The organism is Bifidobacterium pullorum subsp. saeculare (assembly GCF_016899725.1).
In the GTDB taxonomy this organism is placed as follows: Bacteria; Actinomycetota; Actinomycetes; order Actinomycetales; family Bifidobacteriaceae; genus Bifidobacterium; species Bifidobacterium pullorum_C.
Map to the genome: position 1 here is coordinate 1 of NZ_JACLYU010000008.1, position 17134 is coordinate 17134.

30 protein-coding genes and 1 pseudogene are annotated in these 17134 nt (G+C 65.6%); all 31 read left to right on the forward strand.

Annotated elements, in window-relative coordinates; all coding sequences use genetic code 11:
- Positions 1 to 481, forward strand: a pseudogene (locus tag H7U32_RS05205) (IS3 family transposase); the annotation flags it as partial.
- Positions 482 to 1146: 665 nt separating this feature from the next.
- Positions 1147 to 1455, forward strand: coding sequence for a 30S ribosomal protein S10 (rpsJ, locus tag H7U32_RS05210; protein ID WP_003827292.1), 309 nt, complete (start codon positions 1147 to 1149; stop codon positions 1453 to 1455).
- Positions 1456 to 1469: 14 nt separating this feature from the next.
- Complete coding sequence (rplC, locus tag H7U32_RS05215) at positions 1470 to 2120, forward strand: 50S ribosomal protein L3 (RefSeq protein ID WP_204468699.1); 651 nt, start codon at positions 1470 to 1472, stop codon at positions 2118 to 2120.
- 6 nt (positions 2121 to 2126) lie between these two features.
- Positions 2127 to 2783, forward strand: coding sequence for a 50S ribosomal protein L4 (gene rplD, locus H7U32_RS05220; protein WP_204468700.1), 657 nt, complete (start codon positions 2127 to 2129; stop codon positions 2781 to 2783).
- A gap of 5 nt (positions 2784 to 2788) precedes the next feature.
- Positions 2789 to 3085: a 50S ribosomal protein L23 gene (rplW, locus tag H7U32_RS05225; RefSeq protein ID WP_204468702.1), complete on the forward strand. Its 297-nt coding sequence runs from the start codon at positions 2789 to 2791 to the stop codon at positions 3083 to 3085.
- A gap of 35 nt (positions 3086 to 3120) precedes the next feature.
- Positions 3121 to 3951 carry a 50S ribosomal protein L2 gene (gene rplB, locus H7U32_RS05230; RefSeq protein WP_204468704.1) on the forward strand — a complete coding sequence of 277 codons (831 nt, stop codon included), beginning with the start codon at positions 3121 to 3123 and terminating at the stop codon, positions 3949 to 3951.
- 15 nt (positions 3952 to 3966) lie between these two features.
- Positions 3967 to 4245 carry a 30S ribosomal protein S19 gene (rpsS, locus tag H7U32_RS05235; RefSeq protein ID WP_204468706.1) on the forward strand — a complete coding sequence of 93 codons (279 nt, stop codon included), beginning with the start codon at positions 3967 to 3969 and terminating at the stop codon, positions 4243 to 4245.
- A 15-nt stretch (positions 4246 to 4260) separates the two neighbouring features.
- A complete protein-coding gene (gene rplV / locus H7U32_RS05240; RefSeq protein ID WP_204468707.1) occupies positions 4261 to 4620 on the forward strand; it encodes a 50S ribosomal protein L22 in 360 nt (119 codons plus the stop codon).
- A gap of 1 nt (position 4621) precedes the next feature.
- Entirely contained in the window at positions 4622 to 5419 is a 798-nt protein-coding gene (gene rpsC / locus H7U32_RS05245; protein ID WP_204468709.1) for a 30S ribosomal protein S3, read from the forward strand.
- 6 nt (positions 5420 to 5425) lie between these two features.
- On the forward strand, positions 5426 to 5845 hold the full coding sequence (gene rplP, locus H7U32_RS05250; RefSeq protein ID WP_204468711.1) for a 50S ribosomal protein L16: 420 nt from the start codon (positions 5426 to 5428) through the stop codon (positions 5843 to 5845).
- Complete coding sequence (gene rpmC / locus H7U32_RS05255; RefSeq protein ID WP_204468713.1) at positions 5845 to 6099, forward strand: 50S ribosomal protein L29; 255 nt, start codon at positions 5845 to 5847, stop codon at positions 6097 to 6099. The genes rplP and rpmC overlap by 1 nt, the downstream gene beginning before the upstream one ends.
- 2 nt (positions 6100 to 6101) lie before the next feature.
- Positions 6102 to 6368: a 30S ribosomal protein S17 gene (gene rpsQ, locus H7U32_RS05260; protein ID WP_204468715.1), complete on the forward strand. Its 267-nt coding sequence runs from the start codon at positions 6102 to 6104 to the stop codon at positions 6366 to 6368.
- A gap of 103 nt (positions 6369 to 6471) precedes the next feature.
- The gene (gene rplN, locus H7U32_RS05265; RefSeq protein WP_003829893.1) at positions 6472 to 6840 is read left to right on the forward strand and encodes a 50S ribosomal protein L14; all 369 of its coding nucleotides are present in this window, start codon (positions 6472 to 6474) and stop codon (positions 6838 to 6840) included.
- A 2-nt stretch (positions 6841 to 6842) separates the two neighbouring features.
- A complete protein-coding gene (gene rplX, locus H7U32_RS05270; protein WP_204468716.1) occupies positions 6843 to 7178 on the forward strand; it encodes a 50S ribosomal protein L24 in 336 nt (111 codons plus the stop codon).
- Complete coding sequence (gene rplE / locus H7U32_RS05275; protein ID WP_204468718.1) at positions 7175 to 7750, forward strand: 50S ribosomal protein L5; 576 nt, start codon at positions 7175 to 7177, stop codon at positions 7748 to 7750. The genes rplX and rplE overlap by 4 nt, the downstream gene beginning before the upstream one ends.
- Position 7751: 1 nt before the next feature.
- Positions 7752 to 7937 (forward strand): type Z 30S ribosomal protein S14, encoded by a 186-nt coding sequence (locus H7U32_RS05280; RefSeq protein ID WP_204468720.1) that lies wholly within the window; start codon positions 7752 to 7754, stop codon positions 7935 to 7937.
- Positions 7938 to 8020: 83 nt separating this feature from the next.
- A complete protein-coding gene (gene rpsH / locus H7U32_RS05285) occupies positions 8021 to 8419 on the forward strand; it encodes a 30S ribosomal protein S8 (RefSeq protein WP_204468722.1) in 399 nt (132 codons plus the stop codon).
- Between the two features lie 17 nt (positions 8420 to 8436).
- Complete coding sequence (gene rplF / locus H7U32_RS05290) at positions 8437 to 8976, forward strand: 50S ribosomal protein L6 (RefSeq protein WP_204468724.1); 540 nt, start codon at positions 8437 to 8439, stop codon at positions 8974 to 8976.
- Between the two features lies 1 nt (position 8977).
- A complete protein-coding gene (gene rplR / locus H7U32_RS05295; protein WP_204468726.1) occupies positions 8978 to 9349 on the forward strand; it encodes a 50S ribosomal protein L18 in 372 nt (123 codons plus the stop codon).
- Entirely contained in the window at positions 9346 to 10074 is a 729-nt protein-coding gene (gene rpsE / locus H7U32_RS05300; protein ID WP_204468727.1) for a 30S ribosomal protein S5, read from the forward strand. The genes rplR and rpsE overlap by 4 nt, the downstream gene beginning before the upstream one ends.
- A 2-nt stretch (positions 10075 to 10076) precedes the next feature.
- Positions 10077 to 10262: a 50S ribosomal protein L30 gene (rpmD, locus tag H7U32_RS05305; RefSeq protein WP_204468729.1), complete on the forward strand. Its 186-nt coding sequence runs from the start codon at positions 10077 to 10079 to the stop codon at positions 10260 to 10262.
- 2 nt (positions 10263 to 10264) lie between these two features.
- A complete protein-coding gene (rplO, locus tag H7U32_RS05310; RefSeq protein WP_204468731.1) occupies positions 10265 to 10714 on the forward strand; it encodes a 50S ribosomal protein L15 in 450 nt (149 codons plus the stop codon).
- 193 nt (positions 10715 to 10907) lie between these two features.
- Complete coding sequence (gene secY / locus H7U32_RS05315) at positions 10908 to 12272, forward strand: preprotein translocase subunit SecY (RefSeq protein WP_204468733.1); 1365 nt, start codon at positions 10908 to 10910, stop codon at positions 12270 to 12272.
- 42 nt (positions 12273 to 12314) lie between these two features.
- Complete coding sequence (locus H7U32_RS05320) at positions 12315 to 12887, forward strand: adenylate kinase (protein WP_204468734.1); 573 nt, start codon at positions 12315 to 12317, stop codon at positions 12885 to 12887.
- Between the two features lie 168 nt (positions 12888 to 13055).
- Positions 13056 to 13274 carry a translation initiation factor IF-1 gene (gene infA, locus H7U32_RS05325; protein WP_004268611.1) on the forward strand — a complete coding sequence of 73 codons (219 nt, stop codon included), beginning with the start codon at positions 13056 to 13058 and terminating at the stop codon, positions 13272 to 13274.
- Between the two features lie 20 nt (positions 13275 to 13294).
- Positions 13295 to 13408 carry a 50S ribosomal protein L36 gene (gene rpmJ / locus H7U32_RS05330; protein ID WP_003814578.1) on the forward strand — a complete coding sequence of 38 codons (114 nt, stop codon included), beginning with the start codon at positions 13295 to 13297 and terminating at the stop codon, positions 13406 to 13408.
- Positions 13409 to 13561: 153 nt separating this feature from the next.
- Complete coding sequence (rpsM, locus tag H7U32_RS05335; protein WP_204468736.1) at positions 13562 to 13939, forward strand: 30S ribosomal protein S13; 378 nt, start codon at positions 13562 to 13564, stop codon at positions 13937 to 13939.
- A 104-nt stretch (positions 13940 to 14043) separates the two neighbouring features.
- Positions 14044 to 14442: a 30S ribosomal protein S11 gene (gene rpsK, locus H7U32_RS05340; protein ID WP_204468737.1), complete on the forward strand. Its 399-nt coding sequence runs from the start codon at positions 14044 to 14046 to the stop codon at positions 14440 to 14442.
- Between the two features lie 77 nt (positions 14443 to 14519).
- A complete protein-coding gene (locus tag H7U32_RS05345; protein ID WP_204468739.1) occupies positions 14520 to 15515 on the forward strand; it encodes a DNA-directed RNA polymerase subunit alpha in 996 nt (331 codons plus the stop codon).
- 82 nt (positions 15516 to 15597) lie between these two features.
- Entirely contained in the window at positions 15598 to 16089 is a 492-nt protein-coding gene (gene rplQ, locus H7U32_RS05350) for a 50S ribosomal protein L17 (RefSeq protein WP_204468741.1), read from the forward strand.
- Between the two features lie 126 nt (positions 16090 to 16215).
- The gene (truA, locus tag H7U32_RS05355) at positions 16216 to 17130 is read left to right on the forward strand and encodes a tRNA pseudouridine(38-40) synthase TruA (protein WP_204468743.1); all 915 of its coding nucleotides are present in this window, start codon (positions 16216 to 16218) and stop codon (positions 17128 to 17130) included.
- The last annotated feature ends 4 nt before the right edge of the window (positions 17131 to 17134 follow it).

Consider the following 17134-nt stretch of genomic DNA (forward strand, 5'->3'; position numbering starts at 1 on the left):
GTGGCTGACGGACGCCGCCCGGTCCGCCATGGACGGCTACAAGCGCCGGCCGTCCCCGGTCATCGACCGCTTCGACGGCATGGTCGTCTCCTGGAGGCTGTCGCGCAGCCCGGACGCGGCCATGGCCGACGGCATGCCGCTCGACGCCATCGCCACGCTCGCGCCCGGCGAGACACCGACGGTCCGCTCGGACCGGGGCTGTCGCCACCGGTGGCCCGGATGGATCCGCATCCGCGAGGAACACGGGCTGGTCCGGTCCATGAGCGCCAAGGGCCGCGGCCCCGACAACGCCGCCGCCGAGGGATCCTTCGGCAGGCCCAGGAACGAATTCCTCCACTGCCGCGACTGGAAGGACGTGACCTACGACGAGCTCCACGGGCGGCTCGCCGCCTACCTGACCCACCACAATGAGACACGCACCAAGAAATCCCCGGGCCGGCAGAGCCCCGTGCAATACCGCAGAAGCCTTGGACTGGCCGCACGACCATCCAAAACAACATCCGCACCCCCGAGGGACGGTCCGTATGGGCACAGCTGTGCATGGCGTGATTTGGAGAGATGTCATGGGATGTACAGCTGTGCATGGCGTGGTCATGAGGAAAGGTCCGCACAGGCGCAGCTGTGCATGGCATGGTCACGGGGAGAGTCCGTATAGGCACAGCTGTGCATGACGTGGTCATGAAACGTCTGTTGGGAAGCTCTTCGTGACCATGCCATGCACAGTCCCGGGCATATTCGTCCGTCCATGCACAGTCTTGGGATAGTAGGTGTCAGTCAGTGCACAGCCATTGGAGGGAGATGTCCGCCTATACACAGTCTGGGATCAGTCTGTCTGCGCGAAGCGGGACGAGAAGCAAGGAGAGGAGTGGGACGAGGAAGCAGCGGGAGCGACACGCCCGGAGTTTTCATGGGTAGCCCCGATGCTTTAATAAACAAGTTGCCTGTTTCGGGCTCGCAAATTGGAATGACAAAAAGCGAGCACGGGCCGGGAGTCACGCCTGACGCGGATTCCTGACAGTCCCGTGCACTGATGACGGATGACCGCCAGCGGACGTATGTCCAACGGAGGCCATGCGTGCCGGTGCCCAGCAAGCAGAAGACAGGTTGGTAAACAGTACAACGAATCGCTAGAAAGGGCGGACGGCAATGGCGGGACAGAAAATCCGCATCAGGCTTAAGTCCTATGACCATGAGGTCATCGACCAATCGGCGAAGAAGATCGTCGAAACGGTGACGAACGCGGGCGCAACTGTTGTTGGCCCCGTTCCGCTGCCGACCGAGAAGAACGTGTTCTGTGTCATTCGTTCTCCTCACAAGTACAAGGATTCTCGCGAGCACTTCGAGATGCGCACCCACAAGCGCCTCATCGACATCGTGGACCCGACCCCCAAGGCCGTGGATTCCCTGATGCACATCGATCTGCCCGCTGACGTCAACATCGAGATCAAGCTGTAAGGGAGGAGGAAGCAATGTCGCAGCATGCAGATCGCAAGGCCCTTCTGGGCAAGAAGCTCGGCATGTCCCAGGTCTGGGATGAGAACGGCTTCTTCGTTCCCGTCACCCTGGTCGACGTGTCCACCAACGTGGTGACCGCCATCAAGACCCCGGAGACCGACGGCTACACCGCCGTCCAGATCGGCTACGGCCAGATCGATCCGCGCAAGGTCACCAAGCCGCTGGCCGGCCACTTCGCCAAGGCCGGCGTCACCCCGCGCCGTCACCTCGTCGAGGTGCGCGAGGACAACGCCGTCGAGTACACCGTGGGCCAGGAGCTCGCCGCCGACACCTTCGCCGAGGGTGCCGAGGTCGACGTGACCGGCACCACCAAGGGCAAGGGCTTCGCCGGCACCATCAAGCGCTGGGGCTTCAAGTCCTACCGTCGTTCGCACGGCTCGCACAAGAACGAGCGTCGTCCCGGCTCCGTCGGCGCATGCGCCACCCCGGGCCGCATCCTCAAGGGCAAGAAGATGGCCGGCCGCATGGGCCATGTCACCTCCACCGTGCAGAACCTCACCGTCGTCTCCGCGGACGTTGAGAACGGCATCCTCGCCATCAAGGGCGCCATCCCGGGCCCGAAGGGCGGCATCGTCCTCGTCCGTTCCGCTGTGAAGGGAGCCTGATAAGTCATGGCAAACGTCACTTTCACCGTCACTGACGCCAAGGGCGCCCAGGCCGGCTCCGTCGAGGTCCCGGCCGAGCTGTTCGGCTTCTCCGCCGAAGAGGTCCAGGCCCATGTGCCGCTGATCCACCAGGTCGTGGTGGCCCAGCTGGCCGCCGCCCGCCAGGGCACCCACGCCACCAAGACCCGTGGCATGGTCTCCGGCGGCGGCAAGAAGCCGTGGAAGCAGAAGGGCACCGGCCGTGCCCGCCAGGGCTCCATCCGCGCCCCGCAGTGGTACCACGGCGGCACCGTCTTCGGCCCGCAGCCGCGTGACTACTCGCAGCGCACCCCGAAGAAGATGAAGGCCGCCGCTCTGCGCTACGTGCTGTCCGACCGCGCCAACGCCGGCCGCGTGGCCGTCGTGGACTTCGGCGCCCTCGAGGCTCCGTCCACCAAGGCCGCCGTCGCCGCGCTGTCCCCGATCTGCGGCGACAAGTTCGCCACCGTCGTGCTCACCCGCGACGAGGTGAACGAGTGGCTGTCCGTCCGCAACATCCCCACCGTGCATGTGCTGTTCGCCGATCAGCTCAACACGTACGATGTGGTCACCGCTCAGTACGTCGTCTTCACCAAGGCCGCCCTCGATGAGTTCGTGGCCGCGAAGACCGCCAAGGAGGCCTGATTCACATGGTTGCCATCCACAAGCCCGCATACGACGTCATCCTGAAGCCTGTCGTCTCCGAGAAGAGCTACGCCCTGTCCGACCGTGGCCAGTACACCTTCGTGGTGGCCCCGAACGCCAACAAGGTGCAGATCAAGCAGGCCGTCCAGGAGATCTTCAACGTCAAGGTGACGAACGTCAACACCCTCAACCGCGCCGGCAAGCGCAAGCGCACCCGCACCGGCTTCGGCCAGCGCGCGAGCCAGAAGCGTGCCATCGTCACGGTGGCCGAGGGCCAGACGATCGACATCTTCGGTAACTGAAGGCTAGCCGAGAAAGTCAAAGGAAGAACTACATTATGGCTATCCGCGTTTATAAGCCGACGACTGCAGGCCGCCGCAACGCGTCCGTCTCGGACTTCTCCGAGCTCACGCGTTCCACGCCTGAGAAGTCGCTGGTTCGCAAGCTCAGCAAGACTGGCGGCCGCAACTCCTACGGCCGTATGACTTCCCGCCATCGCGGCGGCGGCCACAAGCGCCAGTACCGTCTCATCGACTTCCGCCGCTGGGACAAGGACGGCGTGCCGGCCAAGGTCGCCCACATCGAGTACGACCCGAACCGCACCGCCAACATCGCCCTCCTGCACTACGCGGACGGCGAGAAGCGCTACATCATCGCGCCGAAGGGCATCAAGCAGGGCGACGTCATCGAGACCGGCGCCCAGGCCGACATCAAGCCCGGCAACAACCTGCCGCTGCGCAACATCCCGACCGGTACCATCGTGCACGCGATCGAGCTCCGCCCGCTGGGCGGCGCCAAGATCGCCCGCTCCGCCGGTGCCTCCGTGCAGCTCGTCGCCAAGGACGGCGCCTACGCCCAGCTGCGTATGCCTTCCGGCGAGATCCGCAACGTCGACGCGCGCTGCCGCGCGACCGTCGGCGAGGTGGGCAACGAGGAGCACGCGAACATCCAGCTCGGCAAGGCCGGCCGCGCCCGTTGGATGGGCAAGCGCCCGATCACCCGTGGTGAGTCCATGAACCCGGTCGACCACCCGCACGGTGGCCGCACCCGCGGCGGCAAGCCGCCGGTGAGCCCGTGGGGCAAGGGCGAGGTCCGCACCCGTCGTCCGAAGAAGGCTTCGAACAAGATGATCGTTCGCCGCCGTCCGAATGGCAAGAACCGCAAGTAAGGGAGTAACGAGAAGATGACTCGTAGCATCAAGAAGGGCCCCTTCGTCGACGCCCACTTGCAGAAGAAGGTCGACGAACAGAACGAGAAGGGCACCAAGAACGTCATCAAGACCTGGTCCCGTCGTTCGATGATCACCCCGGACTTCATCGGACACACCTTCGCTGTCCATGATGGCCGCAAGCACGTCCCGGTGTTCGTCACCGAGGCGATGGTCGGACACAAGCTCGGTGAGTTCGCCCCCACGAAGACCTTCAAGGGTCACGTGAAGGACGACAAGAAGTCCCGCCGCTAAAGGAGAGAATGACTAATGGAAGCTAAAGCAATCGCTCGTCACGTCCGTGTGACGCCGCGCAAGGCTCGCCGCATGGTCGACCTCATCCGAGGCAAGCAGGCGACCGAAGCCGTCACCATCCTGAAGTTCGCCCCCCAGGCCGCGGCCCTTCCGGTCCGCAAGACCCTGGAGAGCGCCATCGCCAACGCCCGAGTGAAGGCCGACAAGGCCGGCGAGCCGTTCCGTGAGAACGACCTCGTGATCAAGGAGACCTACGTGGACGAGGGCGTGACCCTCAAGCGTTTCCGCGCCCGTGCCCAGGGCCGTGCCGCTCGCATCAACAAGCGCACCTCCCACATCACGGTTGTCGTCGCCAACAAGGAAGGAGCCCGCTGAGATGGGTCAGAAGATCAATCCGTTCGGCTACCGCCTCGGCATCACCGAGAACCACCGCTCCAAGTGGTTCTCCGACTCCAACAAGGTCGGCGAGCGTTACCGTGACTTCGTCCTCGAGGATGACAAGATCCGCAAGGAGATGAGCAAGGACCTCGAGCGCGCCGGCGTGAGCAAGATCGTCATCGAGCGCACCCGCGACCGCGTGCGTGTGGACATCCACACCGCCCGCCCGGGCATCGTGATCGGCCGCCGCGGCGCGGAGGCCGAGCGCGTGCGCGCCAAGCTCGAGAAGCTCACCGGCAAGCAGGTCCAGCTCAACATCTTCGAGGTGAAGAACGCCGCGCTGGACGCCCAGCTGGTGGCCCAGTCCATCGCCGAGCAGCTCACCAACCGCGTGACCTTCCGCCGCGCGATGCGCAAGGCCCAGCAGGACGCGATGCGCGCCGGCGCCAAGGGCATCCGCATCAAGCTCTCCGGCCGTCTGGGCGGCGCCGAGATGAGCCGCTCCGAGTTCTACCGCGAGGGCCGCGTTCCGCTGCAGACCCTGCGCGCCCTGATCGACTACGGCTTCTTCGAGGCCAAGACCACCTACGGCCGCATCGGCGTGAAGGTGTGGATCTACAAGGGCGATATGACCGAGAGCGAGTTCGAGGCCCAGCAGGCGCAGTCCAGCAACCGCCCCGGCCGCCGCGGCGACCGTCGTCCGCGCCGTGGCAACCGCCCGGCCGCGTCCCAGCAGCAGACCGCCGAGGCCCCCAAGGCCGAGGCCGCTGCCGCCCCTACGGAAACGAAGGAGTGAGCAAGAATGCTTATCCCGAAGAGGACTAAGTACCGCAAGCAGCATCGTCCGGGCCGCTCTGGCATGTCCAAGGGTGGCAACGAGATCAGCTTCGGCGATTTCGGCATCCAGGCCCTGGCCCCCTGCTATGTGACCAACCGTCAGATCGAGGCCGCGCGTATCGCCATGACCCGCTACATCAAGCGTGGCGGCCGCGTGTGGATCACGGTCTTCCCGGACCGCCCGCTGACCAAGAAGCCGCTCGGCACCCGAATGGGTTCCGGCAAGGGCGCCCCCGAGTTCTGGATCGCCAACGTCCGTCCCGGTCGCGTGATGTTCGAGATCGGCGGCGTGTCCGAGGATGTCGCCCGCGAGGCCCTGCGCCGCGCGATTGACAAGCTCCCCATGAAGTGCCGTGTTATTGCTCGCGAAGGCGGTGACATCTGATGTCGGTCGGAACCGAAGAGTACACCATCAAGAATCTGAACGAGAAGACCAACGCCGAGATCGAGGGCTTCCTCAAGAAGTCCAAGGAAGAGCTGTTCAACCTGCGCTTCCAGCACGCGACCGGTCAGCTCGAGAACACCGCGCGTCTCAAGGCCGTCAAGCATGACATCGCCCGCATGTACACCGTGCTGCGCGAGCGTGAGCTTGGCATCACCACCGAGCCCGCGGCCGAGGAGAAAGCTGAGGAGAAGTGAGCATGGCTGACACTCAGGAGCGCAACACCCGCAAGGTTCGCCGCGGCTACGTCGTGTCCGAGACCATGGACAAGACGGTCACCGTCGAGCTCGAGAAGCGTTCGACCCACCCGCTGTATGGCAAGGTCGTCCGCACCACCAAGAAGGTCAAGGTCCATGACGAACACAACGAGGCCCACGTTGGCGACCTCGTGAGTATTATGGAGACTCGGCCTCTGAGCAAGACCAAGCGTTGGCGTCTCGATTCCATCATCGAGCGCGCCAAGTAAACAAGTTCGGCAAGGCTCCGCGTACACCGGACGCGGCGGGAAGCCCCTGTGCGGCCCGCCGCGCCCGGTGTGCGGGGAGAACCAGCTCGGCTAAGGAGAATCAATGATTCAGCAGGAAACGCGGCTTCATGTCGCCGACAACACGGGTGCCAAGGAGCTCCTTGCCATCCGAGTGCTCGGCGGATCGAAGCGACGCTACGCCGGCATCGGCGACGTCATCGTCGCCTCCGTCAAGGACGCGATCCCTGGCGGGTCGGTCAAGAAGGGCGATGTGGTCAAGGCCGTCGTCGTCCGCACCGTCAAGGAGTCCCGTCGCGCCGACGGCTCCTACATCAAGTTCGACGAGAACGCCGCCGTCATTCTCGGCTCCGGCCGCGAACCGAAGGGCACTCGTATCTTCGGACCGGTCGGTCGTGAGCTGCGCGAGCACAAGTTCATGAAGATCGTGTCCCTCGCCCCGGAGGTGATCTGATCATGGCTGCGAAGCTCAAGAAGGGCGACCTCGTCAAGGTCATCCGTGGCAAGGACCGCGGCAAGGAAGGCACCGTCAAGCAGGTGCTCAAGGACGACCGTCTGATCGTCGAGGGCGTGCAGATCGTCAAGAAGCACGTCCGCGCCACCCAGCAGGGCCAGCAGTCGGGCATCGTCTCCGTCGAGGCTCCGATCCATCGCTCCAACGTGATGGTCATCGACCCGGAGACCAAGCAGCCGACCCGCGTCGGCATCGTCGTCAAGGAAGAGGCTCGCGACGGCAAGGTGAAGACCGTGCGCGTGCGCGTGGCCAAGAAGTCCGGAAAGGAGCTGGCATGAGCGACACCACCACCGTCGAAGCGCCGGCCACCCCGCGCCTGAAGACCCGTTACAACGACGAGATCATCCCGGAGATGGAGAAGGAGTTCAAGTACTCCAACCCCATGCAGGTTGCTCGTATCCAGAAGGTCGTCGTCTCCATGGGCGTCGGCGCCGCCGCTCGCGACTCCAAGCTCATCGAGGGCGCCGTCAAGGACCTCCGCCTGATCACCGGCCAGCAGCCGAAGATCACCAAGGCCAAGAAGTCCGTCGCGCAGTTCCACCTGCGTGAGGGCCAGGCCATCGGCGCGTACGTCACCCTGCGTGGCGACCGCATGTGGGAGTTCCTGGACCGCCTTCTGACCATGGCCCTGCCGCGCATCCGCGATTTCCGCGGCATCAACGGCAATCAGTTCGATGGCCAGGGCAACTACAACTTCGGTCTGACCGAGCAGTCCATGTTCCACGAGATCGATCCGGACGCGATCGATCACCAGCGCGGCATGGATATCACCGTGGTGACCAGCACCAAGGATGACAACGAGGCCCGCGCGCTGCTCAAGCACCTGGGTTTCCCCTTCAAGGAGAACTGATATGGCAAAAACCGCTCTGAAGAACAAGGCGGCACGCAGCCCCAAGTTCAAGGTGCGCGCGTACACGCGCTGCCAGGTGTGCGGCCGTCCCCACTCCGTCTACCGCAAGTTCGGCCTGTGCCGCATCTGCCTTCGCGAGAAGGCCCACCGCGGCGAGCTGCCCGGAGTCACTAAGTCCAGTTGGTAAACATCGACGCTGAAGGTCCGCGGCCCGGGCCCATCCACGGGCAGGGCGGCGGAAACCACGGCGAGAAAGGGCAATAAGCCCAAATGACAATGACAGATCCGATCGCAGACATGCTCACCCGTCTGCGTAACGCGAGCGCGGCCAAGCACGAGACCGTGGACATGCCGTACTCCAAGTTCAAGGCGGCCATCGCCGAGATCCTCAAGCGCGAGGGCTTCATCAAGGACTACTCCGCCAAGGAGGCCAAGGTGGGCCAGACCCTCGAGGTCACCCTCAAGTACGGCCCCAACGGCGAGCGTTCCATCCAGGGCATCAAGCGCATCTCGAAGCCCGGCCTGCGCCGCTACGCGAAGTCCGACGCGCTGCCGATGCCGCTCGGTGGCCTCGGTATCGCCATCATCTCGACCTCGTCGGGACTGCTGACCCAGAAGGAATGCCTCGACCGGGGCATCGGCGGCGAGATCGTCGCCTACGTGTGGTGAGAAAGGAGAGCTGAACAATGGCATCGCATATCGGTAAGCTCCCCGTCACCATTCCCGCTGGCGTGGAGGTCAAGATCGAGGGCCAGTCCTTCAGCGTGAAGGGCGCCAAGGGCTCCGACTCCTTCGAAATCCCCGAGGGCATCACCGGTGCCGTCGAGGGCAACGAGATCATCCTCACCCCGGCCGATGACCTGCGCCCGACCCGTGCCAAGCACGGCCTGGCCCGCTCGATCATCGCCGGCATGGTCAAGGGTGTCTCCGAGGGCTACGAGAAGCGCCTGCAGATCGTCGGCACGGGTTACCGCGCCGTCGCCAAGGGCCAGGGCATCGAGTTCTTCCTCGGTTACTCCCACACCATCACCATGAACCCGCCGGAAGGCATCACCTTCGAGCTGCCGAACCCGAACGAGGTCGTCGTCAAGGGCATCGACAAGCAGGTCGTGGGTCAGGTCGCCGCGAACATCCGCAAGCTCCGCGCTCCCGAACCCTACAAGGGCAAGGGCATCAAGTACGCCGACGAGCGTATCCTGCGCAAGGCTGGAAAGGCTGGTAAGTGATATGAGCGTCACTATCTACGGCAAGGGCAAGAAGGCCGCGCTCAAGCGCCGTCACGCCCGTCTGCGCAAGCGCATCCGCGGCACCGCGGAGCGTCCGCGCCTCGTGGTCACCCGTTCCAACCGCCACATGGTGGCCCAGGTCGTCGACGACACCAAGGGCATCACCCTGGTCTCCGCCTCGACGATCACCGCCGAGTTCGCCGGCTTCGAGGGCACCAAGGTCGAGGCCGCCAAGAAGGTCGGCCAGCTGATCGCTGAGAAGGCCAAGGCCGCCGGCATCACCGCCGTCGTCTTCGACCGTGGTGGCAACAAGTACACCGGTCGCGTCGCAGCCGTCGCTGAGGGCGCCCGCGAGGGAGGTCTGGAGCTGTGAGCGAGAACGAAGTGAAGGAAACCCAAGTGGCTGAAGAGACCAAGAACACCGAGGCCGCTCCCGCTGAGAACGCGAACGAGGGCCGTCGCTCCCGCCGCGGCCAGCGTGGCGAGGGCCGCCGTGGCGAGCGTCGCAACCGCCGCGAGGAGAACAAGGGCGACGAGCTGCTCGATCGCGTGGTGACCATCAACCGTGTGTCCAAGACCCACAAGGGCGGCCGCACGTTCAGCTTCGCGGCCCTCGTGGTCGTGGGCGACGGCAACGGCACCGTGGGCGTGGGCTACGGCAAGTCCCGCGAGGTCCCGGCCGCCATCGCCAAGGGCCAGCTCGACGCCAAGAAGCACATGTTCACCGTCCCGCGCATCCGTGGCACCGTCACCCACCCGGTGATCGGCCATGACGCGGCCGGCACCGTGCTGCTGCGCCCGGCCGCCCCCGGCACCGGCGTGATCGCCGGCGGCCCGGTGCGCGCCGTCATGGAGTGCGCCGGCATCACCGATGTGCTGTCCAAGTCGATGGGCTCGCCCACCGCCGTCAACATGGTCCGCGCGACCGTCGCCGCCCTCAAGCAGCTTGAGGAGCCGGAGGAGATCGCCGCCCGCCGTGGCCTGCCGCTCGACGAGGTGGCCCCGGACGCGCTGCTGCGCGCCCGCGCCGCCGGCATCGCCGAGGCCCGCAAGGCTCGCGAGGAGAAGGCCGCTGCCGCCCAGAAGGATGGTGAGTGAGAATGGCTAAGTCCCTGAAGATTACCCTGCACCACGGCATGTGCGGCGCGAACTTCGCGCAGCGTGAGAGCGCCAAGACCCTGGGCCTTCGCAAGATCGGCCAGACCGTCGAGCGTCCTGACAACTCCGCCGTGCGCGGCCTGATCAACGTGGTGCGTCATCTTGTCACCGTCGAGGAGGTCGACTGATCATGGCTGACAACGAGATCCTGCAGATGCATGACCTCAAGCCCGCTCCGGGCGCCAACAAGGATCGCATCCGCGTTGGCCGCGGCGAGGGCTCCAAGGGCAAGACCGCCGGCCGTGGCGCCAAGGGCCAGACCAAGCGCAACCACGTGCGTCCGGGCTTCGAGGGCGGCCAGCTGCCGTTGTACATGCGCCTGCCGAAGCTCCGTGGCTTCAAGAACCCGTTCCGCGTGGAGTACCAGGTCGTGAACCTGGCCCGCCTCGTGGAGCTCTTCCCGAACGGCGGCGAGGTGTCCGTCGAGGATCTGGCCGCCAAGGGCGTCGTGCGCGCCAACCAGCCGGTCAAGGTCCTGGGCGACGGCGAGACCACCGTGGCCTTCACCCTCAAGGGCGTGAAGGTGTCCGCGTCCGCCAAGGCCAAGATCGAGGCCGCCGGCGGCTCCGTGGAGGAGTGAGAATTCCCGTGGCGATCGCCCGCGTATGACGCGATCCAGAGACGTCCCTTCCAGCGTTAGGCTGGAAGGGACGTCTTCGTATGCGCGGCCCAAGCCCCGCCGAGGCCCGGTTTCCGGGCGGAACGCGCCGTCCGGTAGACGCCGTGCGCTAGACTTCCGATTTAGCTGTGTGTTCAATCAGGGAGGATCCCAAGTGAGGACGTTAATTCAGGCCTTGAAGACCAAGGAACTGAGGAAGAAGATCCTCTTCGTTCTCTTCATCATCATCATCTACCGCATCGGCTCCTTCATCCCCACCCCTGGTGTGGACGAGAAGGTCGTGCAGGAGTGCGTCAACACCCTGTCCGGCAGCCAGGAGAACTTCATCGGACTGGTGAACCTGTTCTCCGGCGGCGCCATGCTCCAGCTGTCCATCTTCGCGCTGGGCGTGATGCCGTACATCACCGCCTCCATCGTCGTGCAGCTGCTGCGCGTGGTCATCCCGCGCTTCGAGGCGCTGCACAAGGAAGGCCAGTCCGGCGAGGCCAAGCTCACCCAGTACACCCGTTACCTGACCATCGGCCTGGCCGTGCTGCAGTCCACCACCATCCTGGTGACCGCCCGCTCCGGCGCGCTGTTCAACTACCAGTGCTCCCAGGTCATCCCGGACGGCTCCGTGGGCAACCTCATCGTCATGGTGCTCATCATGACCGGCGGCACCGGCCTGATCATGTGGATGGCCGAGCTCATCACCGACAAGGGCATCGGCCAGGGCATGTCCGTGCTCATCTTCATGTCCATCTGCTCCGGCTTCCTGCCGCAGCTGTGGGAGATCGGCTGGGGCACCAACGGCACCGATGGCGACTGGGGCAAGTTCGCGATCGTCGTGGCCGTGCTGCTCGTCATCCTCGTGTTCGTCGACTACGTGGAGCTGTGCCAGCGCCGCATCCCGGTGCAGTACACCCGCCGCATGATCGGCCGCAAGATGTACGGCGGCTCCTCCACCTACCTGCCGCTCAAGATCAACATGAGCGGCGTCATCCCGCCGATCTTCGCCTCCTCCATCCTGGCCATCCCCACGCTCATCGCCCAGTTCGGCAACTCCGACCAGTCGTGGGTCAAATGGATCAACACGAACCTGGCCGACACGACCAGCGTCTGGTACATCGCGCTGTACGCGCTCATGATCGTGTTCTTCTGCTTCTTCTACACCTCGATCACGTTCAACCCGGACGAGACCGCGGACAACATGAAGAACTACGGCGGCTTCATCCCCGGCATCCGCGCCGGCTCCGCCACCAGCCGCTACCTGAGCTACGTGATGAACCGCCTCAACACGGTGGGCGCCGTCTACCTGCTCTTCGTGGCGCTCATCCCGACCGTGCTCATCATGGCGCTGGGGCTCAACACGCAGCTGCCGTTCGGCGGCACCACGATCCTGATCATCGCGGGCGTCGGCCTCGACACCCTGCGCCAGGCCAAGGCCCAGACCGAGCAGTTCCAGTACGCCGGCTTCCTCTTCGAGGATTCCGCCGAGGCCGTGAACAAGAACAACGAGAAGAACAGCAAGCACCGCTGACGCTTCGCCACACCAACCACCACAGACCGAAGGAGCACCACCATGCGACTGCTGATCATGGGCCCCCAGGGCGTCGGCAAGGGCACCCAGGCCGCCCTCCTCGCCGAGCACTACGGCATCCCCGCCATCTCCACGGGCGACATCTTCCGCTACAACATCAAGAACAAGACCCCGCTGGGCCTCGAGGCCATGAGCTACACCGACAAGGGCGAGCTCGTGCCGGACTCGCTGACCAACACCATCGTCAAGGACCGCCTGGCCATGGACGACGCCAAGGACGGCTGGATTCTCGACGGCTACCCGCGCAACGCCTCCCAGGTCGAGGCGCTCGACCAGATGCTCGCCGAGCTGGGCACTCCGCTCGACGCGGTGGTCGCGCTGGACGCCGACCACGACGTGCTCATGGAGCGCATGGCCAAGCGCGCCGCCGAGCAGGGCCGCGCCGACGACACGCCCGAGGCCATCGCCACCCGTCTGGCGACCTACGCCCGCGAGACCGCGCCGCTGCTCGACATCTACCGCGACCGCGGCCAGCTCGTGGCCATCGACGGCGTGGGTGAGATCGACGCGATCCAGGCCAACATCGTCAAGGCCCTGGACGCCAAGGTCGCCTGAGCGGTCTGCCTCCCATTACCACACGGCGCCGGCCAGTCCCGGCACCGACACACTTGCAACGGGGTTCCCGGCGTGTCGCTGGGAACCCCTCTGTGTATTCTTGCAAGTTGGTGTGTTTTCGGATGCACCGCATGTAATGCAACCGACCAGGAACGGGAAGCAGGACTTATGGCAAAAGACGGTGTGATTGAAGTCGAAGGCCGTGTCGTGGAGGCTTTGCCGAACGCAATGTTCCGCGTGGAGCTCGAGAACAAGCACATCGTGCTCGCCACGATCTCCGGCAAGATGCGCAAGAACTACATCCGCATCCTGCCGCAGGACCGCGTCGTGCTGGAAATGAGCCCCTACGACCTGAACCGCGGCCGCATTACGTACCGGTACAAGTAAGGTACAAGCAAAGGAAAACCATGAAGGTCAGCCCTAGTGTGAAGAGGATCTGCGAGAACTGCCGCGTGATCCGTCGTCACGGCCGCGTCATGGTGATCTGCACCAACCCCCGCCACAAGCAGCGTCAGGGCTGAGAGCAGATTCCAGCGGCACAACTGAAAATCAGGCACTGAGCCACAACATGTCCCCTCGCGGGGACCTCCGTTGAACCACGGGCGCGTAGGCCCGTGCCGGGGAACCGGGCGGCTCGGAGCGAAACCTACGTCATCCAAGAAAAGGACATCGATATGGCACGTCTTGCCGGAGTCGACATCCCCAATGAGAAGCGCATCGAGATCGCCCTCACCTACATCTTCGGTGTGGGCCGCACTCGTGCCAAGGAAACCCTTGCCGCGACCGGCATCAGCCCGGACATCCGCGTCAAGGATCTGACCGACGAGCAGCTCATCACGCTGCGTGACTACCTCGAGGCCAACTACAAGATCGAGGGCGATCTGCGTCGTGAGATCGACGCGGACATCCGTCGCAAGATTCAGATCAACTGCTACCAGGGCCAGCGTCATCGCCGCGGCCTGCCGGTGCGCGGCCAGCGCACCAAGACCAACGCCCGCACCCGCAAGGGTCCGAAGCGCACGGTCGCCGGCAAGAAGAAGGCCACGAAGTAACGGCCTTCCGCCCCGGGCCACGGGAGCCTGACCGCCCCATCGTCCGGGCCGCACCCCTGCAGTAGAAGTTATCGGCAATATCCGTACCGAGGAAACGAGGATTCATGGCTGCTCAGAAGCAAGCCGCGCGCAAGCCGCGTCGCCGCGACCGCAAGTCGGTCCCGGTCGGGCAGGCGCACATCAAGTCCACCTTCAACAACACGATCATCTCGATCACCGATCCGTCCGGCGCCGTCCTGTCCTGGGCGTCCGGTGGCGATGTTGGCTTCAAGGGCTCCCGCAAGTCCACGCCGTACGCCGCTGGCATGGCCGCCGAGTCCGCCGCCCGCAAGGCCATGGAGCATGGCCTGAAGAAGGTCGACGTGTTCGTCAAGGGCCCGGGCTCCGGCCGCGAGACCGCGATCCGTTCCCTGCAGTCCGCCGGCCTCGAGGTCGGCTCCATCACCGACGTGACCCCGCAAGCGCACAACGGCGTCCGTCCTCCCAAGCGTCGCCGCGTCTGAGCACTCGCAGACCCGAATTCCAACCCGCTGTTGCCCCGGTGAGTGCACCACCGGACAAAAGCTGAAAGGATACAACAGTGCTTATTGCACAGCGTCCGACCCTTACCGAGGAATCGCTGAATCCCCAGCGCTCCCGCTTCACCATCGAGCCGCTCGAGCCTGGCTTCGGCTACACGCTCGGCAACTCGCTGCGCCGTACGCTGCTGAGCTCGATCCCGGGTGCGGCCGTGACCTCCGTGCGTATCTCCGGTGCCCTGCATGAGTTCACCACCCTGCCGGGCGTCCAGGAGGACGTCACCGAGATCCTGCTGAACATCAAGGGCATCGTGCTGACCAGCGAGTACGACGAACCGGTCGTCATGTATCTGCGCAAGAGCGGCAAGGGCGAGGCCACCGCTGGTGACATCACTCCGCCGGCCGGCGTCACCATCGCCAACCCGGAGATGCACATCGCCACCCTGGCCGAGGACGGCGAGCTCGAGATCGAGTTCACCGTCGAGCGTGGCCGCGGTTACGTGCCCGCGCAGATGAACAAGGGCGAGAACGACGAGATCGGCCGCATTCCGGTCGACTCCATCTACTCCCCGGTCCTCAAGGTGAGCTACAAGGTCGAGGCCACCCGTGTGGAACAGCGCACGGACTTCGACAAGCTCGTCCTGGACGTGGAGACCAAGCCCTCCATCTCCCCGCGCGACGCGGTGGCTTCCGCCGGCTCGACCCTGGTCGAGCTCTTCGGCCTGTGCCGCGAGCTCAACACCCAGGCCGAGGGCGTCGAGGTGGGTCCCGCCCCCGTGGCCGAGGAGTCCAACCCCGAGATGGCGGTCCCGATCGAGGACCTCAACCTCACGCAGCGCAGCTACAACTGCCTCAAGCGCGAGGGCATCCACACCATCGGCGAGCTGGTCTCCCACACCGAGCAGGATCTGCTCGACATCCGCAATTTCGGCATGAAGTCCATCGATGAGGTCAAGGAGAAGCTCGAGTCCCTCGGGCTGTCCCTCAAGGCCTCGCCGCTCGGCTTCGATGCCACCAACCTCGAAGGCGGCACCTTCTTCTCCCCTGAGGACGAGTGAGAAGCCGACTTTGACCAACCGCCGTCGGTCCGGATGCTCGGGCGCCTGCCCACCTGGACCGGCCGGCAAAAGGAGATAACCAATGCCTACTCCCAAGAAGGGCCCGCGTCTGGCGTCCAGCCCCGCGCACGAGCGCCTCATGCTCGCCAACATGGCCACCAGCCTGTTCGCGAACGGCCGCATCACCACCACGCTGCCGAAGGCCAAGCGCCTCCGTCCGCTGGCCGAGCGCCTGATCACCTTCGCCAAGCGCGGTGACCTGCACTCCCGCCGTCGCGTGATGCGCGTCATCCGCAACAAGTCGGTCGTGCACACGCTGTTCACCGAGATCGCCGAGCAGATGGAGCAGCGCGAGGGCGGCTACACCCGCATCGTGAAGATCGCCCCGCGCAAGGGCGACTCCGCTCCGTCCGCCATCATCGAGCTCGTCACCGAGCCGGTGAGCCCGAAGCAGGCCGTCGTGAAGGAAGCCGAGGCCGCGACCAAGGTCGCCGCCGCCGAGGCTCCGGCCGAGGCTCCCGTGACCGAGGCCACCGAGGCTGCCGAGACCACCGAGGCCGAGAAGGCCGAGTGAGCCAAGGCTTACAGCCCTAGGCTGTTGCGTTAGCGGAGGCCGGGAATCCCCACGGATTCCCGGCCTCCGCCCGTATGGACGGGCGGGCCGCCGGCAGGCCCGCCGCAATCGTGGGAGGAGAGGCATATGACCAGACTGCGCATCGACCTGGCCTATGACGGCGGCGGTTTCTACGGCTGGGCCACCCAGCCCGGCATCCGCACCGTGCAAGGCAGCGTCGAGGCCGCGCTGCACCGGCTGCTGCGCGTGCCCGAGGACGACCCGGACGAGCCGCTGCGCCTGGTCGTCGCCGGCCGCACCGACACCGGCGTGCACGCCGCCCACCAGGTCTGCCATCTCGAGCTTGCCGAGGAGACGCTGGCCCGCGCCGTGGGCCATATGCGCACCGACGCCGAGACCGCGCTGTGCCATCGACTCCAGCGCATCCTGCCCGCCGACATCGCCGTGCGCCGCGTGCGCCGCGCGCCGGAAGGCTTCGACGCCCGCTTCTCCGCATTGGAGCGCACGTACGTCTACCGCATCGCCGACCGGGGCGCCGAGGTCGACCCCCGCCTGCGCGGCTGCGTGCTCCACATCGACGACGACCTCGACCTGGAGCGCATGAACGCCGCCGCCGCGATGACGGTCGGCCTGCACGACTTCGGCTCCTTCGCCACCCCGAACCCCGGCGGCACCACGATCCGTGAGGTCAAGCGCGCGGTGTGGGCCCGCATCCCCGTCTCCCCGCTCGTGCCGGGCGCCAGCGCGGCGCCCGGCGCCGTGGTGTCGACGATGGAGTCCGGCCTGCTGTGCTTCACCATCGTCGCCGACGCTTTCGCCCGCAACATGGTCCGCTCGCTGGTCAACGCCTGCGTGCAGGTGGGGCTCGGCAAACGCGACCTGGACTGGTTCGCCGGCAAAATGGCCGTCCCCCGGCGCGAAGGCTCCACCGGGCCCATCGCACCCCACGGCCTGACCCTGGAACATGTCGCCTACCCGGCCGACGCACAGCTCGCCTCGCGCGCCGAGGCGATCCGCGCCAAACGCACCCTGCCCGCCTGATCCG